The 26,932-nt window shown below is 69.7% G+C and carries 25 protein-coding genes and 1 tRNA gene; 13 read left to right on the top strand and 13 right to left on the bottom strand.

The genetic code is table 11. The features are described from left to right. Positions 1–14 precede the first annotated feature (14 nt). From ACIRVK_RS19660 to ACIRVK_RS19630, 7 genes are all read left to right on the top strand, one after another. The gene (locus ACIRVK_RS19660) at positions 15–884 is read left to right on the top strand and encodes a hypothetical protein (RefSeq protein ID WP_404248634.1); all 870 of its coding nucleotides are present in this window, start codon (positions 15–17) and stop codon (positions 882–884) included. Between the two features lie 14 nt (positions 885–898). After that, positions 899–975 (top strand) — tRNA-Gln (locus ACIRVK_RS19655). Between the two features lie 113 nt (positions 976–1,088). After that, positions 1,089–2,537 (top strand): bifunctional UDP-N-acetylglucosamine diphosphorylase/glucosamine-1-phosphate N-acetyltransferase GlmU, encoded by a 1,449-nt coding sequence (gene glmU, locus ACIRVK_RS19650; RefSeq protein ID WP_404248632.1) that lies wholly within the window; start codon positions 1,089–1,091, stop codon positions 2,535–2,537. Between the two features lie 87 nt (positions 2,538–2,624). After that, positions 2,625–3,605: a ribose-phosphate diphosphokinase gene (locus ACIRVK_RS19645; protein ID WP_404248630.1), complete on the top strand. Its 981-nt coding sequence runs from the start codon at positions 2,625–2,627 to the stop codon at positions 3,603–3,605. A gap of 189 nt (positions 3,606–3,794) precedes the next feature. Beyond that, positions 3,795–4,388: a 50S ribosomal protein L25/general stress protein Ctc gene (locus ACIRVK_RS19640; RefSeq protein WP_404248628.1), complete on the top strand. Its 594-nt coding sequence runs from the start codon at positions 3,795–3,797 to the stop codon at positions 4,386–4,388. A 70-nt stretch (positions 4,389–4,458) separates the two neighbouring features. Further along, positions 4,459–5,061 (top strand): aminoacyl-tRNA hydrolase, encoded by a 603-nt coding sequence (gene pth / locus ACIRVK_RS19635; RefSeq protein WP_404248742.1) that lies wholly within the window; start codon positions 4,459–4,461, stop codon positions 5,059–5,061. A 42-nt stretch (positions 5,062–5,103) separates the two neighbouring features. Then, on the top strand, positions 5,104–5,604 hold the full coding sequence (locus tag ACIRVK_RS19630; RefSeq protein WP_404248626.1) for a hypothetical protein: 501 nt from the start codon (positions 5,104–5,106) through the stop codon (positions 5,602–5,604). 69 nt (positions 5,605–5,673) lie between these two features. On the opposite strand, the gene ppc is transcribed toward ACIRVK_RS19630, so the two are convergent. Further along, positions 5,674–8,424 (bottom strand): phosphoenolpyruvate carboxylase, encoded by a 2,751-nt coding sequence (gene ppc, locus ACIRVK_RS19625; protein WP_404248624.1) that lies wholly within the window; start codon positions 8,422–8,424, stop codon positions 5,674–5,676. 310 nt (positions 8,425–8,734) lie between these two features. Between ppc and ACIRVK_RS19620 the strand changes: the two genes are divergently transcribed. Further along, positions 8,735–9,742 carry an acyl-CoA desaturase gene (locus ACIRVK_RS19620; protein ID WP_404248622.1) on the top strand — a complete coding sequence of 336 codons (1,008 nt, stop codon included), beginning with the start codon at positions 8,735–8,737 and terminating at the stop codon, positions 9,740–9,742. Continuing rightward, positions 9,739–10,416, top strand: coding sequence for a TetR family transcriptional regulator (locus ACIRVK_RS19615; RefSeq protein WP_404248620.1), 678 nt, complete (start codon positions 9,739–9,741; stop codon positions 10,414–10,416). The genes ACIRVK_RS19620 and ACIRVK_RS19615 overlap by 4 nt, the downstream gene beginning before the upstream one ends. 52 nt (positions 10,417–10,468) lie before the next feature. Here the strand turns inward: ACIRVK_RS19615 and ACIRVK_RS19610 are convergent, their stop codons facing one another. The 3 genes from ACIRVK_RS19610 to ACIRVK_RS19600 form a co-directional block, all read right to left on the bottom strand. Next, positions 10,469–10,642: a CsbD family protein gene (locus tag ACIRVK_RS19610; protein ID WP_404248619.1), complete on the bottom strand. Its 174-nt coding sequence runs from the start codon at positions 10,640–10,642 to the stop codon at positions 10,469–10,471. Positions 10,643–10,719: 77 nt separating this feature from the next. Further along, positions 10,720–11,082, bottom strand: a complete 363-nt coding sequence (locus ACIRVK_RS19605; protein WP_404248617.1) for a VOC family protein — start codon at positions 11,080–11,082, stop codon at positions 10,720–10,722. Then, positions 11,082–11,894, bottom strand: coding sequence for a trans-aconitate 2-methyltransferase (locus ACIRVK_RS19600; RefSeq protein ID WP_404248615.1), 813 nt, complete (start codon positions 11,892–11,894; stop codon positions 11,082–11,084). Before ACIRVK_RS19600 ends, ACIRVK_RS19605 begins: the two co-directional genes overlap by 1 nt. 89 nt (positions 11,895–11,983) lie before the next feature. Here ACIRVK_RS19600 and tamR point away from each other — a divergent pair, with 89 nt between their 5' ends. Continuing rightward, a complete protein-coding gene (tamR, locus tag ACIRVK_RS19595; protein WP_359015623.1) occupies positions 11,984–12,481 on the top strand; it encodes a MarR family transcriptional regulator TamR in 498 nt (165 codons plus the stop codon). A 114-nt stretch (positions 12,482–12,595) separates the two neighbouring features. Here tamR and ACIRVK_RS19590 read toward each other — a convergent pair whose 3' ends face one another. Beyond that, a complete protein-coding gene (locus ACIRVK_RS19590) occupies positions 12,596–13,369 on the bottom strand; it encodes a LuxR C-terminal-related transcriptional regulator (RefSeq protein ID WP_404248613.1) in 774 nt (257 codons plus the stop codon). Positions 13,370–13,625: 256 nt separating this feature from the next. Here ACIRVK_RS19590 and ACIRVK_RS19585 point away from each other — a divergent pair, with 256 nt between their 5' ends. Beyond that, a complete protein-coding gene (locus tag ACIRVK_RS19585) occupies positions 13,626–14,081 on the top strand; it encodes a GNAT family N-acetyltransferase (protein WP_404248740.1) in 456 nt (151 codons plus the stop codon). Here the strand turns inward: ACIRVK_RS19585 and galK are convergent. Genes galK through galT form a run of 3 tightly spaced genes read right to left on the bottom strand, consistent with a single transcriptional unit; the run spans position 14,074 to position 17,248 of the window. Further along, a complete protein-coding gene (gene galK / locus ACIRVK_RS19580; RefSeq protein WP_404248611.1) occupies positions 14,074–15,228 on the bottom strand; it encodes a galactokinase in 1,155 nt (384 codons plus the stop codon). The two genes, ACIRVK_RS19585 and galK, sit on opposite strands and share 8 nt — an antisense overlap. Further along, positions 15,228–16,190 carry a UDP-glucose 4-epimerase GalE gene (galE, locus tag ACIRVK_RS19575; protein WP_404248609.1) on the bottom strand — a complete coding sequence of 321 codons (963 nt, stop codon included), beginning with the start codon at positions 16,188–16,190 and terminating at the stop codon, positions 15,228–15,230. Before galE ends, galK begins: the two co-directional genes overlap by 1 nt. Then, a complete protein-coding gene (gene galT / locus ACIRVK_RS19570) occupies positions 16,190–17,248 on the bottom strand; it encodes a galactose-1-phosphate uridylyltransferase (RefSeq protein ID WP_404248607.1) in 1,059 nt (352 codons plus the stop codon). Before galT ends, galE begins: the two co-directional genes overlap by 1 nt. A 122-nt stretch (positions 17,249–17,370) precedes the next feature. Between galT and ACIRVK_RS19565 the strand changes: the two genes are divergently transcribed. Further along, positions 17,371–19,050: a sodium:solute symporter family protein gene (locus tag ACIRVK_RS19565; RefSeq protein WP_404248605.1), complete on the top strand. Its 1,680-nt coding sequence runs from the start codon at positions 17,371–17,373 to the stop codon at positions 19,048–19,050. A gap of 29 nt (positions 19,051–19,079) precedes the next feature. Continuing rightward, on the top strand, positions 19,080–19,418 hold the full coding sequence (locus tag ACIRVK_RS19560) for a hypothetical protein (RefSeq protein ID WP_404248603.1): 339 nt from the start codon (positions 19,080–19,082) through the stop codon (positions 19,416–19,418). A 19-nt stretch (positions 19,419–19,437) separates the two neighbouring features. Here the strand turns inward: ACIRVK_RS19560 and ACIRVK_RS19555 are convergent, their stop codons facing one another. The 5 genes from ACIRVK_RS19555 to ACIRVK_RS19535 all read right to left on the bottom strand — a co-directional run bounded on the left by ACIRVK_RS19555 (position 19,438) and on the right by ACIRVK_RS19535 (position 26,925). Beyond that, positions 19,438–20,139 carry a LuxR C-terminal-related transcriptional regulator gene (locus tag ACIRVK_RS19555; protein ID WP_404248601.1) on the bottom strand — a complete coding sequence of 234 codons (702 nt, stop codon included), beginning with the start codon at positions 20,137–20,139 and terminating at the stop codon, positions 19,438–19,440. A 197-nt stretch (positions 20,140–20,336) separates the two neighbouring features. Then, complete coding sequence (locus tag ACIRVK_RS19550; RefSeq protein ID WP_404248599.1) at positions 20,337–21,995, bottom strand: PQQ-binding-like beta-propeller repeat protein; 1,659 nt, start codon at positions 21,993–21,995, stop codon at positions 20,337–20,339. Positions 21,996–22,045: 50 nt separating this feature from the next. After that, positions 22,046–23,740 (bottom strand): PQQ-binding-like beta-propeller repeat protein, encoded by a 1,695-nt coding sequence (locus ACIRVK_RS19545; protein ID WP_404248597.1) that lies wholly within the window; start codon positions 23,738–23,740, stop codon positions 22,046–22,048. Between the two features lie 205 nt (positions 23,741–23,945). Further along, positions 23,946–25,751, bottom strand: a complete 1,806-nt coding sequence (locus tag ACIRVK_RS19540) for an ABC-F family ATP-binding cassette domain-containing protein (protein WP_404248595.1) — start codon at positions 25,749–25,751, stop codon at positions 23,946–23,948. Between the two features lie 73 nt (positions 25,752–25,824). Further along, complete coding sequence (locus ACIRVK_RS19535; protein WP_404248593.1) at positions 25,825–26,925, bottom strand: peptidoglycan recognition family protein; 1,101 nt, start codon at positions 26,923–26,925, stop codon at positions 25,825–25,827. Between the last annotated feature and the right edge of the window lie 7 nt (positions 26,926–26,932).

Genomic DNA, 26,932 nt, shown 5'->3' with positions numbered 1-26,932 from the left:
TCCGCCGCGGCGGTATGCCCACGGCACATCCAAACGGCAGATACGCCGACTTCGAGACCCTGCGGGAGCGGGCGGTCGCACTGCGACGCGAGGGACTCAGCCGACGCCAGATCCGAGACCGGCTGCGCGTCGACAACAACGACATCCTCAACCGCCTCCCGGAGGGCGAACCCCCTCCGGAATGGACAAAACGGCCGAACGCGAAGGACGACCTGCGGGACAGAGCCAGGGAACTCCGACTCCAGGGCTGGACTTACGACCAGATCCAGGTGGAGCTGGGGTGCTCGAAGAGTTCGATCTCACTGTGGGTGCGGGATCTACCGAGGCCGGAGCGGAAAAAGCGGACGAGAGAGGAAGCCTCAGCGATTGCGAGGCGGGGCTGGGAAGCCAAGCTGCAGATCAGAGAGGAGGAGCGCCGGCACACCAAGCGGGTAGCCGCAGAGGACATCGGCAAGCTGACCGATCGCGAACTGTTCCTGGTCGGCGTGGGCCTGTATTGGGCCGAGGGCAGCAAGGACAAGTCATACGCCCGCCGCGAGCGGGTCACCTTCGTCAACAGCGACCCTGGCATGATCCGGGTGTTCCTGGCCTGGCTCGACCTGCTCGGCGTCGCACGTGAGCACCTTCGCTACAGCGTCATGATCCACGAGCAGGCAGACGTGCCCGGCACCGAACAATACTGGGCCGAGTTCGTCGGCGCCGACAGGTCTGCGTTCAACAAGACGACGCTCAAAAAGCACAACCCCAAGACCACCCGTAAGAACACCGGCGAGACGTACCGAGGCTGCCTGGTGATCAAAGCCCTCAAGAGCGCGGACCTATACCGCCGCATCGAGGGCTGGCGGTCCGGGGTGGTGGTGGCAGCGAAACAGCGAACCCCGTAGGCTGACCCCGGCATTCCCGGGTTGCTCTGTCGGTAGGGGCGACTGGACTTTGAATCCAGGTAAGACGCAGGTTCGACTCCTGCCCCGGGAGCTAGCCGGTTCGGGCCCTGACCGCACAGTCAGGGCCCGCTCCCATGCCCCCCGCTGAAACGCCCCGGTATCCTGCGGATGTCCCCACCCATCCCAAAGCCGAAGGGCAACCCCGTGAGCGCCATTCGCCCGGCAGCCGTCGTCGTTCTCGCAGCGGGTGAGGGCACCCGTATGAAGTCGGCCACACCGAAGGTCCTGCACGAGATCTGTGGTCGCAGCCTGGTGGGCCATGTGCTGGCCGCCGCCCGTGAGTTGGACCCCGAGAACCTGGTCGTGGTCGTCGGGCATGCGAGGGAGAAGGTCAGTGCCCGGCTCGCCGAGATCGACCCCGCCGTGCGCACCGCCGTACAGGAGGAGCAGAACGGCACCGGGCATGCCGTGCGGATCGCCCTGGAGGGGCTGGGCGGGTCGGTGGAGGGGACCGTGGTGGTCGTGTGCGGGGACACCCCGCTGCTGACCGGCGAGACGCTGAAACGGCTGGCCGCCACGCACTCCGCCGACGGCAACGCCGTGACCGTGCTGACCGCCGAGGTGCCGGATGCGACGGGGTACGGGCGGATCATCCGGGACGAGGCGACCGGTGCCGTCACGGGGATCGTCGAGCACAAGGACGCGAGCGAGGCGCAGCGGGCGGTCCGGGAGATCAACTCCGGGGTGTTCGCGTTCGACGGGCAGTTGCTCGCGGAGGCGTTGAAGAAGGTGCGGACGGACAACAGTCAGGGTGAGGAGTACCTGACGGACGTGCTGGGGATCCTGCGCGAGGCCGGGCACCGGGTCGGGGCGTCGGTCGCCGGGGATCACCGTGAGATCGCGGGGATCAACAACCGGGTGCAGTTGAGCGAGGCGCGGCGGATTCTGAACGACCGGTTGCTGACGCGGGCGATGCTGGACGGGGTGACGGTCGTCGATCCGGCGACGACGTGGGTGGATGTGACGGTGACGTTCGAGCGGGATGCGGTGGTGCATCCGGGTACGCAGTTGCATGGTTCCACGCATGTCGGTGAGGGCGCGGAGGTGGGGCCGAACAGCCGGCTGACGGACACGAGGGTCGGTGCGGGGGCCCGGGTGGACAACACGGTGGCGGACGGCGCGGTGGTGGGGCCGGAGGCGAACGTGGGGCCGTATGCCTATTTGCGTCCGGGTACGCGGCTCGGTGCGAAGGGCAAGATCGGTACGTATGTGGAGACGAAGAACGCCTCCATCGGTGAGGGGACGAAGGTTCCGCATCTGTCGTACGTGGGGGACGCGACGATCGGTGAGTACACGAACATCGGTGCTGCGAGTGTGTTCGTGAACTATGACGGGGAGAGCAAGCATCACACCACCGTCGGATCGCACTGCAAGACGGGTTCGGACAATATGTTTGTGGCTCCTGTCACGGTCGGGGACGGTGCGTACACCGCTGCCGGGTCCGTGATCACGAAGGACGTTCCGCCCGGTTCGCTGGCTGTGGCCCGTGGTCAGCAGCGGAATATCGAGGGTTGGGTGGCTCGGAAGCGTCCGGGGAGCGCGGCGGCGAGGGCGGCTGAGGCTGCCGGTCGTCGGGAGGAAGGCGATGCCTGACCGGAAACGGTCGGGTCGTACACGGCGTACCGTGATAAGTGCACATCCGCACCCCACCTGCTGAGACACCTCTGAGGAGACAGTGCTGTGACCGGGATCAAGACGACCGGCGAGAAGAAGATGATGTTCTTCTCCGGCCGCGCCCACCCCGAGCTTGCCGAGGAGGTCGCCCAGCAGTTGGGTGTCGGGGTTGTTCCGACGAAGGCCTTCGATTTCGCCAATGGTGAGATCTATGTTCGGTATCAGGAGTCGGCGCGTGGCGCGGACTGTTTCGTGATCCAGAGCCACACGGCTCCGATCAATCAGTGGATCATGGAGCAGTTGATCATGATCGACGCGTTGAAGCGTGCTTCGGCGCGTTCGATCACGGTGATCGTGCCGTTCTACGGCTATGCGCGGCAGGACAAGAAGCACCGTGGGCGTGAGCCGATCTCGGCGCGTCTGATCGCGGATCTGATGAAGACCGCGGGTGCGGACCGTCTGCTGACGGTGGATCTGCACACGGACCAGATCCAGGGCTTCTTCGACGGTCCGGTGGATCATCTTTTCGCGCTGCCGCTGCTCGCGGACTATGTGGGCGAGAAGGTGCAGCGGGACAAGTTGACGGTGGTGTCTCCGGACGCGGGCCGGGTGCGGGTGGCGGACCGTTGGTGTGACCGGCTGGGTGCGCCGCTGGCGATCGTGCACAAGCGGCGGGACAAGGACGTGGCGAACCAGGTCACCGTGCATGAGGTGGTCGGTGAGGTGAAGGGCCGCGTGTGTGTGCTGGTGGACGACATGATCGACACTGGTGGGACGATCTGCGCGGCGGCGGACGCGTTGTTCGCGCATGGTGCGGAGGATGTCATCGTGACGGCGACGCACGGTGTGCTGTCGGGTCCGGCGGCGGACCGGCTGAAGAACTCGCGGGTGAGTGAGTTCGTGTTCACGAACACGTTGCCGACGCCGGGTGAGCTGGGCGGGGATCTGGACAAGATCACGGTGTTGTCGATCGCGCCGACGATCGCGAGTGCGGTGCGTGAGGTGTTCGAGGACGGTTCGGTGACGAGCCTGTTCGACGAGCAGTAGGCCGGTGCTCCTGCGAGAGTGATCGATTTTTCTGTGGCCTCCCTGGCCGAGTAGACTGCTCCAGTTGCTCGGCGAGGGAGGCCGTTCCCTGTTCGTGGGGGTTCGGTTGTCCGTTATCGACGCGCTCTTCGTAGCAGGCCGTTCGTGGCCGGGTGACCACGTCCGTTCCTATTTCTGCGAGGAGTGATCATGTCCGAGGTGAAGATCTCCGCCGAGACTCGTTCCGAGTTCGGCAAGGGTGCCGCCCGCCGTATCCGTCGTGCCAGCAAGGTTCCCGGTGTGCTGTACGGGCACGGTTCGGACCCGCTGCACCTGACGCTTCCGGGTCACGACCTGCTGCTGGCGCTGCGTACGCCGAACGTGCTGATCTCGCTGGACATCGACGGCAAGTCGACCGAGCTGGCGATTCCGAAGGCCGTGCAGCGTGACGCGATCAAGGGCTTCCTGGAGCACGTGGACCTGCAGCTGGTCAAGCGGGGCGAGAAGGTCACGGTCGAGATTCCGGTGCACACCGAGGGCGAGCTGGCTCCGGGTGGCAACCTGCTCGACCACGTGCTGAACGCGCTGCCGGTCGAGGCGGAGGCCACGCACATCCCCGAGTCCGTCACGGTCTCGATCGAGGGCCTGGAGGCCGGCGCCTCCGTCCTCGCGAAGGACATCACGCTGCCGAACGGCACGACGCTGGCCGTCGAGGAGGACGCGGTGGTGCTGCAGGTGCTGGCCGCGCAGGCGGAGGAGTCCGAGGGCGAGGAGTCCGAGGGCGAAGAGGTCGCCGAGGCCTGATCCGCACCGATCGTCGTTTCGTCAGCCGCTGTTCCGGTGAGGGGCAGCGGCTGGCGCGTATCGAGGAGAACTGGACGTGACGACCCCCGAAGGCGCTCCGTGGCTGGTTGTCGGCCTCGGGAATCCCGGGCCGGAGTACGCGATGAACCGGCACAACGTGGGGTTCATGGTGGCCGATCTGCTGGCCGAGCGGATCGGGGGGAGGTTCAAGCGGGCCGGGAAGGCCCAGGCGCAGGTCGTGGAGGGGCGGATCGGTCCGGTGGGTCCGGCGAACCGGCGGGTGATCCTGGCGAAGCCGATGTCGTACATGAACCTCTCCGGTGGGCCGGTGAACGCCCTCAAGGACTTCTACAAGGTGCCGGTGGCCAACATCGTGGCGGTGCACGACGAGTTGGACATCGACTTCGGGACGCTGCGGTTGAAGCTGGGTGGCGGGGACAACGGGCACAACGGGCTGAAGTCGATGACGAAGGCGTTCGGTGCGGACTATAACCGGGTGCGGTTCGGGATCGGGCGGCCGCCGGGGCGGATGCCGGTCGCGGACTTCGTGTTGAAGGACTTCGCGTCGGGGGAGCGCAAGGAGCTGGACTACTTCGTGGACCGGGCGGCGGACGCGGTGGAGTGTCTGGTGATCGAGGGCTTGGAGCGGGCGCAAAGCACGTACAACTCCTGACTTGTCCCCCGGCGGGTTTGACTGACCGTCCGGGCATGGCCAATGATCCCGGCCATGCCCGCAGCTACCGCCGCCCGTCAGGTCTCCGTCACGGCGTTGCGGTTCGGGCGGCTGGTGGCGATGGCGGCGGTCGCGGTGCTGATCCTGATCGCCGGGGTGTGGGCGTCGTGGCGGACGGCTCCGTACGTGATGCTGACCAAGGGGCGGGAGCGCGGCACGATCGAGGTGACGCGGTGTGCTGCGGATGCCTGCACCGGTCCGTACACGCCTGCCGCTCCGGGGGCGCCGGCGCGGGAGCGGGTCGTCATCGAGAAGACGGTCGCGGTGCGCAAGGGGCGGACCTACTCGGTGGTGGTGCTGCCGGGGAGCGACGAGGTCGTGCGGTCGGGGCCGTCGGGGGTGCTGTACGCGTGGGTTCCGATGGGCGGGGCGTTGCTGCTGGCGTCGGTGGTGGTGGCCGGGGGACTGCGGCGGACGCGGCTGGCGGGGGTGCTGGCGTTGTCGGGGGTCGCGCTGCTGACGGCGGCGTTCGTGATGATCTGAGGCTTTCGCGGTTCTGAGAAGACGGTGCCCCCGAGTCCGAGGCTCGGGGGCACCGTCGTGTGCGGGTGCTCAGCCGGTGTTGCGCAGGCCGGCGGCCACGCCGTTGACGGTGAGGAGGAGGGCGCGGGAGAGCAGCGGGTCGGGTTCCTCGCCGGCGGCCACGGCGTCGCGCTGGCGCTTGAGGAGGGTCACCTGGAGGTAGGAGATGGGGTCCAGGTAGGCGTCGCGGATGGCGAAGGTCTGCTTGAGGACCGGGGTGGCGTCGAGGAGTTCGGCCTCGCCGGTGACGCGGAGGACTTCGGCGACGGTCAGCTCGTGTTCGGCCTTGATGGTGTCGAAGACGTGCTGGAGCTCGTCGGGGACGAGGGTGTCGACGTAGTGGGCGGCGATGCGCAGGTCGGTCTTGGCGAGGGTCATCTCGACGTTGGAGATGAAGTTGCGGAAGAAGTGCCACTGTTCGTGCATCTCGTCGAGCACGCCCTCTCCTCCCAATGTTGCAGTGAGGTCCGCTTCGCGCAGTGCCTTGAGGCCTGAGCCGACGCCGAACCAGCCGGGGACGATCTGGCGGGACTGGGTCCAGCCGAAGACCCACGGGATGGCGCGCAGGCCGTCGAGGGAGACGCCGGAGCCGGGGCGGCGGGAGGGCCGGGAACCGAGGTGCAGGTCGGCGAGCTGGTCGACCGGCGTCGACGCGAGGAAGTACGTCGGCAGGTCGGGGTCCTCGACGAGGCGGCGGTAGGCCGCGTGGGCGGCGTCGGAGACGACGTCCATGGCGGCGTCCCAGCGGGCCAGTGCCTCCACCGACTGGCGGGGGGCGGTGTGCAGGGCGGAGGCCTGGAGGGTGGCGGCGACGGTGAGTTCGAGGTTCTCGCGGGCCAGTGACGGCACGAGGTACTTGTCGGAGATGACCTCGCCCTGTTCGGTGACCTTGATCTCGCCTTCCAGGGTGCCCCAGGGCTGGGCGAGGATCGCGTCGTGCGAGGGGCCGCCGCCGCGGCCGACGGTGCCGCCGCGGCCGTGGAAGAGGCGGAGGCGTACGCCGTAGCGGTGGGCGACGTCGCGCAGGCGGCGCTGGGCGCGGTGGATCTCCCACTGGCTGGTGGTGATGCCGCCGAACTTGGAGGAGTCGGAGTAGCCGAGCATGACCTCCTGGACGTCGCCCCTGAGGGCGACGAGGCGCCGGTAGGACGGGTCGGAGAGCATGTCCTCGAGGATGGTGTCGGCGGCCTTGAGTTCGTCGGTGGTCTCCAGGAGCGGCACGATGCCGATCTTGGCCCAGCCGGCGTGCAGGTCGATGAGGCCGGCCTCGCGGGCGAGGACTGCGGCGGCGAAGACGTCGTCGGCGCCCTGGCACATGGAGATGATGTACGACTCGACGACCTCGGGTCCGAAGACCTCCAAGGCGCGCTTGACGGTCTCGAACACGCCGAGGGTCTTGGCGCCGGCGGCGTCGACGGGCGCCGGGGTGGGTGCGAGGGGCCGGCGGGAGCGGAGTTCCTTGGCGAGCAGCTTGGCGCGGTATTCGCGGGGCATGTCGGCGTAGCGCCAGGACTCCTCGCCGAGCCGGTCGAAGAGCTGGCCGAGGGCGTGGTGGTGGGCGTCGGCGTGTTCGCGGACGTCCATGGTGGCGAGTTGCAGGCCGAAGGCGGCCAGGGTGCGGATGGTGCGGTTCATGCGGCCGTCGGCGAAGAGGGCGCCGCGGTGTTCGCGCAGGGAGGTCTGGATGAGGGTGAGGTCGGCGAGGAGTTCGCTGGTGCCGAGGTAGTCGCGGCCGTCCTCGTGGGGGGTGCCCTTGGCGAGGCGCTGCTTGGTGTTCTCCAGCTTCTGCCGGATGCAGGTGGCCTTGAGGCGGTAGGGCTCCTCGGCGTTGAGTCGCTTGTAGCGGGGGCTGATCTCGGGGAGGCGGTCGAGGTCGGCCTGCAGGGACGTCAGGAGTTCGTCGGTGGCGCCGGTGTAGCGGATGGAGTTGGACAGGAAGCCTCTGAGTTCGTCGATCATCTCCAGGGCGTCGTTGATGCCGTGCTCGTGCTGGAGGATGAGGACGTCCCAGGTGACCTGGGGGGTGACGTTGGGGTTGCCGTCGCGGTCGCCGCCGATCCAGGTGCCGAAGGTGAGGGGGCGGGTGTCGTCGGGGAGCTTGACGCCGACGCGCTCCAGTTCGGCGGTGAGGTCCTCGAGGACGTCGCCGACGGCGCCGGCGTGCAGTTCGTCGAGGTAGTAGATGGCGTTGCGGGCCTCGTCGGCGGGCTCGGGGCGCACCACGCGGAGTTCGTCCGTCTGCCATACGAGGTCGATGTTCTCCGCCAGGCGGGTGTCGTGGCGGCGGCGGTCGGACTCGATGACGGGGGTCTCCAGGAGTGCGGCGACTCGCCGGAGCTTGTTGAGGACGGAGCGGCGGGCGGCCTCGGTGGGGTGGGCGGTGAAGACCGGGCGGACGTTGAGGTTGGCGACCGTCTGGCGCAGGTGCTCGGGGTCGGCGTCCTTGAGCCGGTCGGCGGTACGGGCGAGGAGTCCGCCCTCGGCGGCGCGCCGGGCGCGCAGTTCGCGGCCGCGGTGGACCTGTTCGGTGACGTTGGCCAGGTGGAAGTAGGTGGAGAAGGCGCGTACGAGCTTGGCGGCGGTCTCCAGTTCGGTACCGCGCAGCAGTTCGGCGGCGGCCTCTCCGTCCTCGCGGGTGAGGCGGCGGACCTTCTCGACGAGTTCCAGCAGCTCGGGGCCCTCTTGGCGGACGAGGGTCTCGCCCAGGAGGTCACCCAGCCGGCGGATGTCGGCGCGCAGCTCGCTGTTGGTCGTCGGGTTCTGGTCGTCGGCACTGCTCACAGGTGCGGCTCCTTGCAGTGTTGAAGCTCGTCCGGGAGGGGAACCCGGCGGCCGGGGCCGCGCGGCGGGTGCCGCATACGGCCCTGACATCCGGGAAGGAATCAGAGCGGACCGCGCTGTCCGACCGACTCCAAGGATAGGTGTCCATGCGGACGCGCAGAATGTCGGGCTCTTGCCGCCGGGCAGCGCACTGCCATACTTACGATGCCGTAGGTTACGCAACCGTAGGGACCGTTGTAACGGGACCCGGGCACGGTTGTCGAAGCCCGGCGGCATCTGTCTCAACCCTCGAACCCCCCAGGGGACGCCCATGACCACGAGCTCCGATGTGATCGACGACGCCCCGAAGTCGACCGACACCCCGACTCCCTCGGCCACGCTGGGCGGTGAGCAGAAGCGGTCGATCGAGCAGATCACGCTGCTGCTGTTCATCACCGTTCCGTTCCTCGCGCTGCTGGCGGCGGTGCCGCTGGCGTGGGGCTGGGGGCTGAGCTGGCTGGACCTCGGTCTGCTGGTCTTCTTCTACTACCTCGGCTGCCACGGCATCACGATCGGCTTCCACCGCTACTTCACGCACGGTTCCTTCAAGGCCAAACGGCCCCTGCGGATCGCTCTGGCGATCATGGGGTCGATGGCGGTCGAGGGGCCCCTGGTCCGCTGGGTCGCGGACCACCGCAAGCACCACAAGTTCTCCGACGCGGAGGGCGACCCGCACTCGCCGTGGCGCTTCGGGGAGACCGTCCCGGCACTGATGAAGGGCCTGTGGTGGGCGCACATCGCCTGGATGTTCGACGAGGAGCAGACCCCGCAGGAGAAGTACGCGCCGGATCTGATCAAGGACCCGGCGACCCGCGCGGTCTCCCGCCAGTTCGTGTTCTGGACGGCGCTGTCCCTGGCCCTCCCCCCCATCATCGGCGGTCTGGTGACCTGGTCCTGGTGGGGCGCGTTCACCGGCTTCTTCTGGGGCTCACTCGTTCGGGTGGCTCTGCTGCACCACGTGACCTGGTCGATCAACTCGATCTGTCACGCGGTCGGCAAGCGTCCCTTCAAGTCGCGGGACCGCTCGGGCAACGTGTGGTGGCTGGCGGTGCTCTCCTGCGGCGAGTCCTGGCACAACCTGCACCACGCCGACCCGACCTCCGCGCGGCACGGTGTGATGCGCGGCCAGTTGGACTCCTCGGCGCGCATCATCCGCTGGTTCGAGGCGTTCGGCTGGGCGTACGACGTGCGCTGGCCGTCACGCTCGCGTATCGATTCGCGCCGTAACACCGGGGAAGAGGGCTCTCGGCGCCGGAAGGAGACCGCCGAGGCGGCATGATTGACGCCGTGGCGACCGACTCCAGCAGCACCGAGAGCAACGACAAACCCCGGCGCGTGCGGCGGACCCGGATGACCGGTGCCGAGCGCCGTCAGCAGTTGCTGGAGATCGGCCGGACCCTCTTCGCCGCGAAGGGCTTCGAGGGCACCTCGGTGGAGGAGATCGCGGCGAAGGCCGGGGTGTCCAAGCCGGTGGTGTACGAGCACTTCGGCGGCAAGGAAGGGCTGTACGCGGTGGTGGTGGACCGCGAGATGCGGCGCCTGCTGGACATGGTCACCAGCTCGCTGACCGCCGGTCACCCGCGTGAGCTGTGCGAGCAGGCCGCGTTCGCGCTCCTGGACTACATCGAGGAGTACACGGACGGCTTCCGCATCCTGGTGCGCGACTCGCCGATCCCGCAGTCGACGGGTTCCTTCGCGTCCCTGATCTCGGACATCGCCACCCAGGTGGAGGACATCCTGGGCCGCGAGTTCAAGAGCCGCGGCTTCGACCCCAAGCTGGCCCCGCTGTACGCGCAGGCGCTGGTCGGCATGGTCGCGCTGACCGGGCAGTGGTGGCTGGACGTGCGGCGCCCGAAGAAGGCGGAGGTCGCCGCCCACCTGGTGAACCTGGCCTGGCACGGGCTGGACGGCCTGGAGGCCAAGCCGCATCTGATAGGCCGCCGCAAGAGCTGAGTCCCGCACCGGCGCGATCGGCCGGCACGGGACTCGTCCCGTCTGCGCTTACTCAGTGCTTGAAGGCGTCCTTCGCCTTCTCCTTGGCCTGGCGCATGTCGCCCTTCGACTGCTCACCCTTGCCCCTGGCCGTCTTGCTCTCGTTGCCGACGGCCTGGCCCATGGCCTCCTTGGCCTTGCCCTTGGCCTGTTCCGCCTTGGCCTTCGCCTTCTGGTCCTTCGCCACCGTGGATCACTCCCGGTCGAGTTCGACGTCGGTGTCACCACCGCGGGTAACCGAAGCGGCCGTACCCAAACGGGCGCTCAGCGTTCCGGCTCCAGGAACTCCAGCCGGTTGCCCACCGGGTCCTCGGAGTAGAAACGCCGGTGCCCCGGCAGGTCGCCGTCCCAGACGACCCGCGCGCCGCCCGCCTCTAGCCGGGCGGCGTAGGCCTCGATGCCGGTGACGAGCAGCCCCGGATGTGCCTTACGGGCCGGCCGGAACTCCTCCTCCACCCCCAGGTGCAGCCGCACCTGCCCGGCCTGGAACCAGCACCCGCCGCGCGCCGCGAGCACGGGCGGCTTGGGGACCTCGGTCATGCCGAGGACGTCGACGTAGTAGGCGCGCAGCAGGTCCTCGGAACCGGCGGGCGCGGCGAGCTGGACGTGGTCGACGACGGTGAGCATCAGGCCTCCCTGCGGGCCACGGCGAAGACGCGGCGGAACGGGAACGGCGTGCCGTGCGCGGTGGCGGGGTACGCCTCGCGCAGGGCCGCCCGGTACTGGGCGAGGAAGTCCTCCCGGGCCGCCGGATCGTCGGCGAGGGCGGTCAGGACGGGCCGCAGCCCCGTCCCCTTCACCCAGTCGAGGACGGGGTCCTCGCCGGTCAGCAGATGCATGTACGTCGTCTCCCACACGTCGGCCTCGCAGCCGAGGGCGGTCAGCCGCTGCAGGTAGGCCTCGGGGGCGAGGACGGCGTCGTCGTGGCGCAGGGTGTCGGCGAGCCGGTCCTTGAAGCGGGGCGCGTGGGCGAGCTCGCGCATCAGCCGGTGGCTGGGGGCGGAGAAGTTGCCGGGCACCTGGAAGGCGAAGGTCCCGCCGGGCTTGAGCCCCGCGATCCACTCCGCGAACCGCTCCACGTGCCCGGGCACCCACTGCAGCGTGGCGTTGCTGACGATCAGGTCGTACGGCTGCGGGGGCGCCCAGGTGCGGACGTCGGCGTACGAGAAGTCCAGGCGCCCCCCGCCGGGGGTGGGCCCCTCGTGCTCGGTGAGCGCCCGGTCGAGCATCTCGGGCGAGTTGTCGTACCCGGTGACGTGGGCGGTCGGCCAGCGCTCGGCGAGCAGGACGGTGACGTTGCCGGGGCCGCAGCCGAGGTCGGCGACGGCCGGGGCGGCGCTCGGCAGGTCGGGGACGCGGGCGAGGAGGTCGACGAAGGGGCGGGCGCGGTGGCCGGCGTGGCGGAGGTACTGGGCCGGATCCCAGGCGGGAGTGCTCATGGCATCCACCTTCCCGTTGAATTTACCTTGATGTCAAGATACTTGGCATCAAGAGACTTCACATCGACACAACCACTACACTGATCGCCATGGAGGACGAGGTCGATCGGCTGGTCGCAGCGTGGCGCCGGGAGCGCCCGGACCTCGACGTGGAACCGCTCGAGGTGCTCAGCCGGGTGAGCAGACTGGCCCGGCATCTGGACCGGGCCCGTCGGCTGGCGTTCGCCGAACACGCGCTGGAGCCGTGGGAGTTCGACGTGCTGACGGCACTCAGGCGCGCCGGCGCGCCCTACCAGCTCTCCCCCGGCCAGCTGCTGACCCAGACCCTGGTCACCTCGGGCACGATGACCAACCGCATCGACCGGCTCGCGAAGAAGGGCCTGGTGGAACGGCTGCCCGACCCCAGCGACCGGCGCGGGGTGCTGGTGCGACTGACGGACGAGGGCCAGGACCGCGCGGACCAGGCCCTTGCCGGACTGCTGGACCAGGAGCGGGCGATCCTCGCGGAGCTCTCGCGAGCGCAGCGGGGGGAATTGGCGGGACTGCTGCGCCAACTGACCGCGCCATTTGACAACATCCCTGGGTAGGGGCGTCGTTTTCGTCTGCGGGTTCGTTGTGGCTTGTCGCGCCCGCGCGGCGGAGCCGCATATCGAATACAGCCCCGCGCCCCTAATCGGGGCGCTGGTGCTCGCCGGTGTTCGTCAAGCGCTGCTGCTTTCCTCTGGGAGGATTCGGCCGGACGGGGCCAGGTCAACCGGGCCTACCCCTGCCCGGCGCGCCAGCGCGACCGCGGCCAGTGTCGAGTGGACGCCCAGTTTGCCCAGGACGTTCTGCATGTGGGTGCGGACCGTGTGAGGGGAGAGGAACAGGCGTTCGGCCACCGCCTTGCGGCCCAGGCCCGCGACCATGCAGCGGAGGACCTCGCGCTCCCTCGGGGTGAGGGACTCGACCAGGCGTTCACTCTCGGTGCGGTGCTTGCGGGCGGCCGTCAGTTCCCGCAGGACGCCTGTCAGCAGGGCGGGCGGCAGATGGGTCTCGTCGCGCAGGACGCCCCGGATGACGCTGAGGAGCCTCGACAGCGAGCAGTCCTTGGCGACCCAGCCGGAGGCACCGGCCTGCAGAGCGAGGGCCGCGCGGCGCGGATCGTCCTTCTCGGCGAGCACGACGATCCGTACGCCCGGCTGCGCGGTGCGCACCCCGGCGACCAGCGAGATCCCGTCGACCAGCCCGTCCTCGTCGCTGTCGTGCACGGGCACGGCGGGCCGCACGCCGGGCAGGTTGCCGCCCAGGTCGGAGTCGACGAGCAGGACGTCGAAGCGGCGGCCCTCGGCGGCCGCGCGCTCCAGGCTGCGCAGCGCCGCGGGACCGCTGCCGGCGGCGGAGACGTCGACGTCGGGCTCGGCCGCCAGGGCTGCGGCGAGCGACTCGGCGAAGATGCGGTGGTCGTCGACGACCAGGACTCGGATGCGAACCACGAAACCCCCTTCCCCAAGCTCCTTGAAGAGCAGGGGACCCCTTTGTCGGGAGACGGAACGGGCGCGGGTGCGACGCCCGAAGCGCGATGGCCCGCCGCGGCCGCCGCCGTGCGGAAACTGTTACCCCCACTTCGGGCGTCGAACCCGACTGTCTCGCCCCCTGATCGGCACCGGCCCCCACCGGTGCTGTTCATCAGGGTACGGCCGGGGGCCGGGAGGGGAAGGTTATTTGCAGAACTGGCTGTCCGGCGCGTTTATCGTGAGCCGCATGTTTCGTCTTGAGACAGAAGTCGACAGTCAGCGGCGCGATCTTCTTCGAACCCGGCTCCGGGAGACCAACACGGCGGCCTCCCCGGTGCTGCGGGCGCTGCGTGGAACCCCAGGTGAACGGGAACGTCCGCTCCACGTCTGGGGGTTGGACGGGACGGGCGAACTGGCGGGCGGACTGGTCGGGCACACGTGGACGACGTGGCTGCACGTGACCTATCTGTGGGTGGACGAACGCCACCGCGGCACCGGCCTCGGTTCGCAACTGCTCGCGACGGCGGAGCGCCTGGCACGGGACGAACGCGGATGCGTTTCCGCCCGCCTGGAGACCTGGGACTTCCAGGCACCGGAGTTCTACAAGAAGCAGGGTTACGAGGTGGTGTGCGTGATCCCCGACTATCCGCCGGGGATCACGGAGTACACGTTGACAAAGCGGCTCAGCTGATCCTGCGGGCCCCCGCCGAAGGCACCGCCTCGAACACCCTGGGCGCCGCATGACCGCCGGAGGCGAACGCCTCGAGGACCGCCTTCGTGATCGTCTCCACGTCGGAGGCCTCCGCGAGGACGATCGCCGAGCCGCCGAAGCCGCCGCCGGTCATGCGGGCGCCGAGGGCGCCGGAGGCGAGGGCGGTGTCGACGACCAGGTCGAGCTCCGGGCAGGAGATGCGGAAGTCGTCGCGCAGGGAGGCGTGGCCCTCGACGAGGACGGGGCCGATGCCGCGGGTCTCGCCCGACTTGAGCAGGGCGACGACCTTCTCGACCCGCTCGTCCTCGGTGACGACGTGGCGGACCAGACGCACCGCCTCCTCGTCGTCGCCCAGCCGGGCCAGGGCCGCGTCGAGGTCGGCGTAGGTGATGTCCCGGAGGGCGTCGACGCCGAGCAGGGCCGCGCCCCGCTCGCAGCCCGCGCGGCGCTTGCCGTACTCGCCCTCGCTGTGGGAGTGCTTGACCTGGGTGTCCACCACCAGCAGGCGCATGCCCTCGGCGGCCAGGTCGAAGGGGATCTGCTGCTGGGAGAGGTCCCGGGTGTCGAGGAAGAGGGCGTGGCCCTCCTCGCAGCACGCGGAGGCCGTCTGGTCCATGATGCCGGTCGGGGCGCCCACGTAGACGTTCTCGGCGCGCTGGCACAGGCGGGCCAGCTGCCAGCGCTGCAGCCCCAGTTCGTACAGGTCGCCCAGCGCGAGCGCGATCACGACCTCCAGGGCCGCCGACGAGGACAGGCCCGCGCCGGAGGGGACCGTGGAGGCGAGGTGGACGTCGGCGCCGGTCACGGCGTGGCCGGCCGCGCGCAGCGCCCAGACCACGCCGGCCGGGTACGCCGTCCAGTTCCGGTCCGTCTCGGGGGCCAGGTCGTCCAGGCGCAGTTCGACGACGCCGCCCTCGACGTCCGCCGAGTGCAGGCGCAGGACGCCGTCCGTGCGCCGGGAGACGGCTGCCGTCGCCACGTGCGGCAGCGCGAAGGGCATCACAAAGCCGTCGTTGTAGTCGGTGTGCTCACCGATGAGGTTGACGCGTCCCGGCGCCGACCAGACACCCTCCGGTTCGGCCCCGTACAGCGCGGTGAAGCCTTCCCGGACCTGCTGTGCACCCACTACTGCTCCCTTGAGATGTTCTGGGCGAACTCCCACGCGTCCGCCACGATTCCCGCGAGGTCCGCGCGGGACGGGTTCCAGCCCAGTTTCTCGCGGGCCGCGGCGGCCGAGGCCACCAGGACGGCCGGGTCGCCGCCCCGGCGCGGGGCCACGATCTCGGGGATCGGGTGGCCGGTGACCTTGCGGACGGTCTCGATGACCTCGCGCACCGAGAAGCCCTCGCCGTTGCCGAGGTTGCAGATCAGGTGCTCGCCCTCGGTGGCGGCCGTCAGGGCGAGCAGGTGGGCCTCGGCCAGGTCGGCGACGTGGATGTAGTCGCGGACGCAGGTGCCGTCGGGGGTCGGGTAGTCGTCGCCGTAGACGGAGATGGCCTCGCGGCGGCCCTGGGCGACCTGCAGGACGAGCGGGATGAGGTGCGACTCGGGGTCGTGGCGCTCGCCGCAGGTGCCGTAGGCGCCGGCCACGTTGAAGTAGCGCAGCGAGACCGCGGCCAGGCCGTGGGCGTTCGCCTCGCCGGTGATCATGTGGTCGACGGCGAGCTTGGTGGCGCCGTAGGGGTTGGTCGGCTTGGTGGGCGCGGTCTCGACGATCGGGATCTGCTCGGGCTCGCCGTAGGTGGCCGCGGTGGAGGAGAAGACGAGCCTGCGCACGCCGGCCTCGCGCATCGCGCCGAGCAGCGCCATGGTGCCGCCGACGTTGTTGTCCCAGTACTTCTCGGGCTTCACGACGGACTCGCCGACCTGCGAGGAGGCGGCGAAGTGCAGGACGGCGTCGAAGGAGGAGTCCAGCCACTTCGCGGCGTCGCGGATGTCGGCCTCGACGAAGGTGGCCCCGGCGGGGACGCCCTCGCGGAAGCCGGTCGTCAGGTTGTCGAGGACGACGACCTCGTGCCCGGCCTCCAGCAGGTGCTGGGCCACGACACTGCCGATGTAACCCGCGCCACCCGTCACCAGGTACTTCATCAACTCGCTACCTCTCGCAGTCGCTCGGCCGCGGCCTCCGGCCGGATGTCGTTGATGAACACGCTCATGCCGGACTCGGAACCCGCGAGGAACTTCAGCTTGCCGGACGTCCGGCGGATGGTGAAAAGCTCGAGGTGGAGCGCGAAGTCGTCCCGGTTGACGGCCTCGAACTCCTCCAGCGCGCCGAAGGGGGCCTGGTGCCAGGCCGCGATGTACGGCGTGGGCGGCTCCCCCGCACCGAAGATCCGGTCGAAGCGCCTCAAGAGTTCCAGATAAACCTGGGGGAACTCTGTGCGCGCCTCCTCGGTGAGCGCGAGCAGGTCCGGGACCCGGCGCTTGGGGTAGAGGTGGACCTCGTAGGGCCAGTGCGCCGCGTACGGCACGAAGGCCACCCAGTGTTCACCCTCCAGGACAACCCGCTCGTCGGCGAGTTCACGCTCGAGAACATGATCGAAGAGGTTCTGCCCGCCGGTCGCCTCCTTGTGCGCGGCGAGGGAACGCAACATCAGGGCGGTGCGGGGCGTGGTGAACGGGTACGCGTAGATCTGGCCGTGCGGATGACCGAGCGTCACACCGATCTCCGGGCCACGGTTCTCGAAGCAGAACACCTGCTCCACGGAGGGGAGATGGGACAGCTCCGAGGTGCGGTCCGTCCACGCCTCCAGCACGAGGGCGGCCTGTTCCTCGGTCAGGTCGGCGAAGGAGGCGTTGTGGTCGGAGGTGAAGCAGACGACCTCGCAGCGGCCGGAGTCACCGGCAAGGGAGGGGAAACGATTCTCGAAGACCACGACGTCGTAGGAGGAGTCCGGGATCTCGCTCAGTCGGCCGTCCTGGGAGGGACACAGGGGGCATTCGTCGGCCGGGGGGTGGTAGGTGCGGCCCTGACGGTGCGAGGCGATGGCAACGCTGTCACCCAGGAGGGGGTCGCGGCGGATCTCGGAGGTGGTGTGGGTCCGATCCAGCGGGCGCTTGTCCACCGCGTCGCGGACGTTGTCGTCGCGCAGGTCGTAGTAGATCAACTCGCGACCGTCGGCCAGTCGGGTCGAGGTCTTCTTCACTGCGACTCCCTATTCGAGCCACTCAATCATCAAACAGAACTCAACACATCGAAACACAACTCACCACGAGCGTCAACGGCACAATCAAACAAAGGACATCAACAGAAGTGTTGAATAACCAGGTGCATATCCCCCCATACCTGGCCGCCGGGCTGCGTCTCCCCACGAACGGGCTCGACTACACGATCCTCGCCATCTACTTCGTGGTGGTCCTCGGCATCGGCTTCGCCGCCCGCAGATCGGTGAAGACCAGTCTGGACTTCTTCCTCTCCGGCCGGTCCCTGCCCGCCTGGATCACCGGCCTCGCCTTCATCTCCGCCAACCTGGCGGCGACCGAGATCCTCGGCATGGCGGCCAACAGCGCGCAGTACGGCGCGTACACCGTGCACTGGTACTGGATCGGCGCCATCCCCGCCATGGTCTTCCTGGGCCTGGTGATGATGCCCTTCTACTACGGCAGCAAGGTCCGCTCGGTCCCGGAGATGCTGCTGCTGCGGTTCGACAAGGGGGCACACCTCCTCAGTTCCATCCTGTTCGCGTTCGCCGCCATTCTGATCGCCGGTGTCAACCTGTACGCCCTGGCCATCGTGGTCGAGGCGCTGCTGGGCTGGCCGCAGTGGGTGGCGATCGTGGTGGCCGGCGCCTTCGTGCTGGCCTACATCACCCTCGGCGGTCTGTCCTCCGCGATCTACAACGAGGTGCTGCAGTTCTTCGTGATCCTCGCGGCCCTCATCCCGATCGTCGTGCTGGGCCTGAAGAAGGTGGGCGGCTGGGGCGGCCTGACCGACAAGCTCACCGCGACCCACGGAGCGAACTTCACCACCGCCTGGGGCGGCACCGGGATCGGCAGTTCCAACCCGCTGGGCGCCAACTGGCTGACCATCGTGCTCGGCCTCGGCTTCGTGCTGTCCTTCGGCTACTGGACCACCAACTTCGCCGAGGTGCAGCGCGCCCTGTCCGCGAAGAACCTCTCCGCCGGTCAGCGCACCCCGCTGATCGCCGCGTACCCCAAGATCTTCATCGTCTTCCTGGTCATGATCCCGGGTCTGGTCGCCGCCGCGCTGATCCCCGGCTTCGGCACCGCGAAGTCCGGCTACCAGTACAACGACGCCATCCCCTACCTCATGTCCCAGCTGCTGCCCAACGGCGTCCTCGGCATCGCGGTGACCGGTCTGCTCGCCGCGTTCATGGCGGGCATGGCGGCCAACGTGTCGTCCTTCAACACCGTGTTCACCAACGACATCTGGGGCCGGTACGTGGTCCGGGGCCGTGAGGACGAGTACTACGTCCGCTTCGGCCGCCTGATCACGGTGATCGGCGTCTGCGCCTCGGTCGGCACGGCGTTCCTGGCGTCCTCGTTCTCCAACATCATGAGCTACCTGCAGACGCTGTTCTCCTTCTTCAACGTCCCGATGTTCGTCGTCTTCGTCGTCGGCATGTTCTGGAAGCGGGCGTCCACGAAATCCGGCTTCTGGGGGCTGCTCGCGGGCACCGTGGCCGCGATGGTGAACTACTTCGTGATCTACAAGAAGGGCATCATCGGCATCCCCTCCGACCAGGGCGCCAACTTCGTCTCCGCGATCGTCGGCTTCGTCGCCGGCGCGGTGGTGATGGTCGTCGTGTCCCTGTTCACCAGGCCCAAGCCGGCCGAGGAGCTGCAGGGCCTGGTCTACGGCACCACGTCCCCCGGCATGACCGAGGCACCCGCCGTGGGCGACGACGCCTGGTACCGCCGGCCGGCCCTGCTGGGCTGGGGCGCGGTGGTCATCGCGGCCGCCTGCTACATCCCGTTCTCGTTCTGATGGCATCCTGACCGGGGAGTTGGAAAAACATGACCGATCAGTCCGGATACTCCGGGTACTCCGAGAGGGACGTCCAGCGCGAGGTCACCGAACTGCAGCAGAAGTCGGCCACCGCGGCCCGCATCTTCGACCTGCGGCGCATCATCGGCGGCCTGTTCGTCCTCTACGGCGTCATCGTCACGATCGCCGGCATCACCGACGGCCAGGCGGCGATCGACAAGGCGCAGGGCGTCAACATCAACCTGTGGACCGGGATCGGGATGCTGCTGCTGGGCATCTTCTTCCTGGCCTGGCTGAAGCTGCGGCCGACCCCTCCGACGGTCCCGGAGGTCACCCCCGAGGACCTGCCGGACAAGCCCGCCGCGTGACGGGCCGCGGGGCCGCGGGCTACGGCGCCTGCGGCCCCGTTCCGGTCGTGGGCGCCACCGGTCCCGCCCGGTCCAGCAGGCCCGTGCGGGCCGCCAGGGCCGCTGCTTCCAGGCGGGAGCCGACGCCGAGTTTCATCAGGACCCGTTGGACGTGGGTGCGGGCGGTGGACGGGGCGATGCCCATGCCGGCGGCGATCAGGCGGGTGTCCTCGCCGTCGGCGACCCGGACCAGGACCTCGACCTCCCTCGGGGTGAGCATCTGCAGCAGCCGCTGGCCCTCGTCGTCGGGCTGGGCGGCGGGGTTCAGCAGCTCGCTGAAGGCGCCCTGCAGGAGCTGGGGCGCCACCGCCGCCTCGCCGGCCCGCGCCTTCATGATCGCCCGCTCGACGCCCTCGATGCGCTCGTCATGCCGTACGTAACCGGAGGCGCCTGCGGCGAAGGCCGCCGCGATGCCGCGCGGGCTGGGCACCGGGCCCAGGACCAGGACCGCCACCTGCGGACGCTCCCGCTTGATCCGCACCACCGGGTCGAAGATGCCCGGCTCGGCCGGTGTCGCCGTACCCAGCAGACACACCTCCGGCGCACGGGTGATCACCAGTTCCGCCGCGCCGGCGGCGGGCGCCGCCGCGGCCAGCACCCGGTGCCCGCGCAGCTTGAGCGCCGAGGCAAGCGCCTCGGCGAGCAGTCGGTGGTCGTCGACCACCATGAGCCGCACTCCCATCGAGCAACCCCCCAGTCCCCCCAGTGGATCTCCACGGATCCCCCACTATGGATGCCCACTGGTCCGCGCGGACAGGAGCCCCCTCCCGGCTCCCCCGCTCTTCATGCCCCCGGAAGCTACACGCTTGTTCGACGTTGCGCTCCCCCTACCGGCCAGAAGTGCCCCGGATCGACGGAATATCTTGCAAATCGGGTGGTTCAGCCGGTAGTGCCGAAGGCCAGGGCCAGGTACTTCCGGTCGCTCGCACCCGACGGCTTGTCCGCGTAGACCCCGGACATGTACAGGTGCCCCTGACCGTAGAGGATCTCGGAGAAGTCCGGCGACATGGTCGCCTCGGCGTCCCGCACCGACTGCGTCGACGGGTTCTCCAGCAGCTTGGTCTCCTTGAAGCTGCCGCCGTCGATGCTGACGATCTGGCCGCCCTTGTCGTAGGGGGGGCGCTTGTACGCGATCACGTTGCCGCCGTCCATGCGCAGCGGGGTGATCGTGTAGCCGTTGCCGGCGTCGGCGCGCTGGCCTGTCTGCCTGCCGGTGGTCAGGTCGAAGGCGACGATCTCGTTGGTGCGGCTGAACTGGCCGGAGCCGTCGTGCTGCTCGGTCGGGATGTACAGCCTGCCGTTGCCGACCGCGAGGCCGCTGCAGTGCTCGATGACCGAGATGTCGTCGCAGCGGGCCGCGTACTGCTTGCCCGGCGCGGAGATCCGGGTGAGCAGCTTCCCGGTGCGGTCGTCGATGGAGAAGAAGTCGGAGATGCCGCTGCCGTCGCCCGCGCTGTTGCCGACGTCGGCCGCCACGACCAGCGGGTTCGTCGAGACGACGGCCGCGTACTCGATGCCCTGGGACATCCTGTACTCCGAGATCACCTTCCCGGAGGCCGGGTCGATGGTCTGGATGTGCAACTGGCGCTGACCGTAGGGGCCGCACTTGCGGACCGCGACCAGCTTCGGGCCGCCGCCGTACCCGGCGTCGTAGCAGGTGTCGGTCGCCTTGGGGGCCCACAGCCGGCGGCCGCTCGCCAGGTCGAAGGCGGCGCCGCCGCTGGTGCCGCCCACGGCGACCGTGGTGCCGCTGACGGTGACGTTGTCGAAGGTGATCGGCCGGTCACCGGAGTCGACGGCCTTGGACCACAGCATGCGGCCCGCGTTCAGGTCGATCGCGGCGACCCGGGTGCAGCCGGCCGTGCGGCCCTTCGGGGGCGTCCTGGGCTGGAAGACGACGGCCGTGCGGCCGTCGTCCGTCGTGTACTTGCTGGTCGTGCAGACCGGACCGGGCAGCTTGATCGTCCAGAGCTTGGAGCCCTTGTCGCGGTCCCAGCCGTTGATCTCGGCGACGCCGCTCTTGACGTACGCCTTGTCGGTGAGCCACGAGCCGGCGACCGCGGTGGTGTCGTCGACCTTGGGCATCGGGATCTGGTACAGCACCCGCGAGGCGGTGTTCGCGGGCGCCTTCTCGTCGCCCTTGGGAGAGGCGTCGCCCCCGCTGGAGTTCGCGGTGTGGTCCTTCTTGCCGTAGCTCTTGCCGGAGTTCGCGTACCAGACGCCACCGCCGACGATCAGCGCGACGGCGACGACCGCGGACACGATGATGGCCACCTGCGCGTTGCCCTTCCGCCCGCCCTGGCCCTGCGGTGGCGGCGGCACGGCCTGCTGCGGATAGCCGTAACCGCCCTGCGGCCCATAGGGGTTCGGCGCCTGCCCGTACGGCGGCGCGGGCTGCGCGTAGGGGTTCGGCTGCTGCCCCGGGTAACCGTAACCGGGCGGCGGGATGGGCGGGCCCTGGGGGGACTGGCCGGGGGGCTGGGGTGGGCCGAAGCCCGGTTGCTGTGGGGGCTGGTTGGGGGGCGGGGGCTGGGTCATGGTGTGGGTACCTCGTGGCGGCGGTGGGGCGGACGGCGGGCGGGGAAGCGCTACTTGCCGAAGGCGAGCATCAACTTCTCCTTCGTGGTGTCGTTGCCGTTCAGCCGTGTGGTCGAGAGGTAGAAGCGGCCGTCGACCCAGGCGAAGGCCTTGGAGAAGAAGCCGTTCTCGATCGCCGCGGTGGACGCCGGGTTGCGCAGCAGCGTGGCCGGCCTGTGGTCCGAGCCGGCCGTCGGGATCGACACGACCCGGCCGCCCTCGCGGTACGACGGCTCCACATAGGCGACGAGCCTGCCGCCCTCGACCTTCATGGGCAGCATCGACTCGGCCGCCGGGGACGTGACCCGCCACTTCTCCTTGCCGTCGGCGAGGTTGATGGCGACGATCTCGTTCGCCCCGCTCTTCGCGTCGGTCGGCAGGTACAGCGTGCTCGCGTCGGCGGCCACGCCCTCGCAGCCCTGCAGGTCGCGGGAGATGATCGCCCAGCCGCACTGGGGGGCGAAGTTCTCGTCGAAGCCGACCTGGGAGCGGAACCTGCCGTCCGCGCCGAAGGTGGAGATGTTCCAGGCCTTCTTGGTCTCGTTCGTGCTGTAGACGACGAGCGGGTCGACGGAGTACGTGCGGGCGACCGTCCAGCCCTTGTCGAACTTCCGGGTCCACCTGACCCGGCCGGTCCGCGGGTCGAGTTCCTGCATCTCGTCGTGCTCGTTCGCCCCGCCGGCGTCGCAGGACGCGACGGAGATCAGCCTGCCGCCGCCCGCGAAGGCGGTCGGGAAGCACGCGTCGCCGTACCTCTTCTTGTCGAACAGCTTCCGGCCGCTGTCGATGTCGAAGGCCGCCCCGGACTGCGAGCGGCCCACCATCACGGTCTTGCCGGTGATGGACATGCTGATGCTGATGGCGCTGTCGAACAGCGCGCCGTCGGGGAGGGTCGTGCTCCAGCCCCGGGCGCCGGTGTTCAGGTCGAGTTGCTGGAGCTGGTTGCACTTGGCGCGGTCGCTGGTGCCGCTCTCGTAGGCCACCAGGACCTTGTCGTTCGCGGACTTCCCCGCGGTGACCGCGCAGATCTTCTGCGGGAAGCTGACCGTGGCCCAGGCCTGCCTGCCGTCCGCGACGCGGTAGGCGAAGACCTGCTTGTAGGCGGCCTTCACGGCTGTGCTGCCGGTGATCCACATACCGGGCGCGTCGGCGCCCGCGCCGGGCGCGTCCGGCGCCGACTTGTACCAGAGGACCCTCGCCTCGCCGGGCTGACGGCCCTTGTTGAGGTTCTCCGGGTCCGCGCCGCCGTTGCCGCTGCCGTCGCCCTGGTCGACCGGGGTGTCGGAGGCGGACGGCCTGGCGCCGTCACTCTTCCCCGCCACCGGCTTCTTGCCGTCCGAACCGCCGCCGGTCACCGCGTAGACGGTGCCGCCGACGACGGCCAGCGCGGCGACGGCCGCGGCGATCACGAGGCCGGTCCTGCTCTTGAGAGGGGTCCTGCCGGGGCCGCCCGGGTACTGGGGCTGCGGCGGGTGGCCGTAACCCGGCTGCCGGCCGTAAGGACCCGGCTGCGGGGGCCGGCCGTACGGTCCGGGCTGGGCGTACGGGCCCGGCTGCTGGTGGGGCGCCTGCGGATAGCCGTACCCGGGCTGTGGCGCGGCGGGCGGGCCCAGTGGTGGTGGCGGTGCTCCGAAGGCGCCCTGCGGCGGCTGGTCCTGCGGTGGTCCGAAGCCGCCCTGCGGCGGCTGACCAGGCGGCTGAGCCATCAGCGCCTCTCCCCCGTTCGATCACTGATTTCCGGCCACGACCTGGGTACGCGACGACCCGCGGTGGTCTCAGAAGACTCTCAGGCGGCCCTTTCTATCACCCGCCACCGACAACGCACGGGGCCGGTTCATCCCCTGTTCCCAAGGGACGACCGGCCCGTGATGTCTCCGTTACCGGCCTTCGTTACCGGCCTTCACTCACCTTTCACGCGTCCTCGGCGAGTTCCAGCCAGCGCAGCTCCAGTTCCTCGCGCTGGACGCCCAACTCCCGCAGCTCGGCGTCCAGTTCGGCCACCTTCGCGAAGTCCGTGGCGTTCTCGGCGATCTGGGCGTGCAGCTTGGTCTCCCGCTCGGAGACCTTGTCCAACTGCCGCTCGATCTTCTGGAGTTCCTTCTTGGCGGCGCGCTGGTCGGCGGCGCTCCTCTCCGGCGCGGCCTTCTCCGCGGTGGGCGTCGCGGCCGCCGCGACCGCCTCCTCCATCCGCCGCCGGCGCTCCAGGTACTCGTCGATGCCGCGCGGCAGCATGCGCAGGGTGGCGTCGCCGAGGAGGGCGAACACGCGGTCCGTGGTGCGCTCGATGAAGAACCGGTCGTGGGAGATGACGATCATCGAGCCGGGCCAGCCGTCGAGCAGGTCCTCGAGCTGGGTGAGGGTCTCGATGTCGAGGTCGTTGGTGGGCTCGTCGAGGAAGAGGACGTTGGGCTCGTCCATGAGCAGGCGCAGCAGCTGCAGGCGGCGGCGTTCACCGCCGGAGAGGTCGCCGACCGGCGTCCACTGCTTCTCCTTGCCGAAGCCGAACGTCTCGCACAGCTGACCGGCGGTCATCTCCCGGCCCTTGCCGAGGTCGACGCGCTCGCGCACCTGCTGGACGGCCTCCAGGACCCGGGTGGCCGGGTTCAGCTCGGCGACCTCCTGGGAGAGGTAGGCGAGCTTGACGGTCTTGCCGACGGTGACGCGGCCGCCGACGGGCTGTGTCTCGCCGTCGCTGCGGGCCGCGTCCGCCATCGCCCGCAGGAGGGAGGTCTTGCCGGCGCCGTTGACGCCGACGAGGCCGATGCGGTCGCCGGGGCCGAGCTGCCAGGTGACGTGCTTGAGCAGCACCTTGGGGCCGGCCTGCACGGTGACGTCCTCGAGGTCGAAGACCGTCCTGCCGAGCCGCGAGGAGGCGAACTTCATCAGCTCGCTGCTGTCCCGGGGCGGCGGCACGTCCTTGATGAGCTCGTTGGCGGCCTCGACCCGAAAGCGCGGCTTCGACGTCCGCGCGGGTGCCCCGCGCCGCAGCCAGGCCAGCTCCTTGCGCACCAGGTTCTGCCGCTTGGCCTCCTCGGTGGCGGCGATGCGCTCGCGTTCGGCACGCGAGAAGACGTAGTCGGAGTAGCCGCCCTCGTACTCGTAGACGTCGCCCTTCTGCACGTCCCACATGCGGGTGCAGACCTGGTCGAGGAACCAGCGGTCGTGGGTGACGCAGACCAGCGCGGAGCGGCGCTCGCGCAGGTGTCCGGCCAGCCAGGCGATGCCCTCGACGTCGAGGTGGTTGGTGGGCTCGTCCAGGACGAGGAGGCCCTGCTCCTCGATGAGCAGCTTGGCCAGCGCGATACGGCGGCGCTCGCCGCCGGACAGGGGCGCGATGACGGTGTCGAGGCCCTGTGGGAACCCGGGGAGGTCGAGCCCGCCGAACAGTCCGGTGAGCACGTCCCGGATCTTGGCGTTGCCCGCCCACTCGTGGTCGGCCAGGTCCCGGATGACCTCGTGCCGGACGGTGGCGGCCGGGTCGAGGGAGTCGTGCTGGGTGAGCACGCCGAGCCGCAGGCCGCCGGAGTGCGTGACGCGTCCGGTGTCGGCCTCCTCCAGCTTGGCCAGCATCCGGATCAGCGTGGTCTTGCCGTCGCCGTTGCGGCCGACCACCCCGATCCTGTCCCCTTCGGAGACGCCGAGGGAGACGCCGTCGAGGAGGGCACGGGTGCCGTACACCTTGCTGACGTTCTCGACATTGACCAGATTGACGGCCATTACGCTCCTGCCCGGGGGGATCGATCAGCCTCCCAGCGTAATGGCCGCCAGTCGCGGCCGATCCCCGCGCAGGTCAGCGGGACGCGGCCGCTCGTACCTCGGTCAGCAGGTCGTACATCCGCTGGCCGGGGCAGTCGGTCTGCAGCCAGTCGCGGTGGCCGCCGACCGTGGTGACGTCCTTGGTGACGCTGTTGACCGGGTTGGTGTAGGTGATCCGCGCCTGCGGGTCGAGGCCCTTGAAGCGGGCGACGACCCTGATCAGACGGGTCAGCGAGGCCCTGGCGGCGTCCGTGGGCCCCTGGTCGACGAGGGTGCCGATGAGGGCGATGCCGAGGTTGCCGGAGTTGAAGCCGGCGGTGTGGAAGGCGGTGACGACGTCGCCGGCGGGGTCGAAGGCGGGGATGCCGTCGTCGCCGGAGTAGCGGCCCTCGTAGACGTCGCCGGCCTCGTCGATCAGGAAGTGGTAGCCGATGTCGCCCCAGTCCAGGGTGACCGCGTGGTACTCGTAGATCGCGCGGACGGTCGCCGCCGGGTCGGGGTCGTTGTTCGGGGTGTCCGTGTGGTGGACCGTGATCGCCTGCAACGGGTAGTACTTCTCCGGCGAGTTGACCTTGCCGTCCTTGTACCGCTTGGACTCGTCGGCGCCCCAGGCGGGCCGGGACAGGTAGCGCACGCCCCGCACGCGCGTGGGTTCGCTGGGCACGTCGAAGGTGCGGTCGGGGCCGCGCCGGGTGTCGATGGCGAGCGAGCGCACGTCCGTCGTGCCGTCCGGCGCCTTGACGTCGTAGGTCTTGGCGTCGCCGGCCGCCACCAGGGCCGTACCGCCGCCGTCGACGGTCGCGCAGCCACTGCCGAGGGTCCGGAACGACGGGTCGCCCGGGAAGCGGATGCCCGCCCCGTCGGCGGCACCGCTCCAGCGGACGCCGACATAGGAGGCGGCGAAGGGGGTGGTGGCCGTACCGGTGCCGTCCGCGGCGGCGGTACGGGTGGCGGGGAACTGCTGCGAGGTGGTGGCGGAGCCGGCGTTGTCGGCGGAACCGGAACCGGCGTCGGTGGCCGCGAAGACCACCGGGGTCAGCGCGGCCCCGCCGGCCACGGCGGCGGCGCCGGCGATGACGCCGCGGCGGGGCAGGGAGCGCTTCCTGCGGTGTGAGGAGGTGGGGGGTTGGGACACGGACTCG

It is taken from the genome of Streptomyces sp. NPDC101152 (genome assembly GCF_044768275.1).
In the GTDB taxonomy this organism is placed as follows: Bacteria; Actinomycetota; Actinomycetes; order Streptomycetales; family Streptomycetaceae; genus Streptomyces.
Note: the sequence above shows the minus strand (reverse complement) of the source record. Positions and strands in the feature narration are given on the sequence as shown.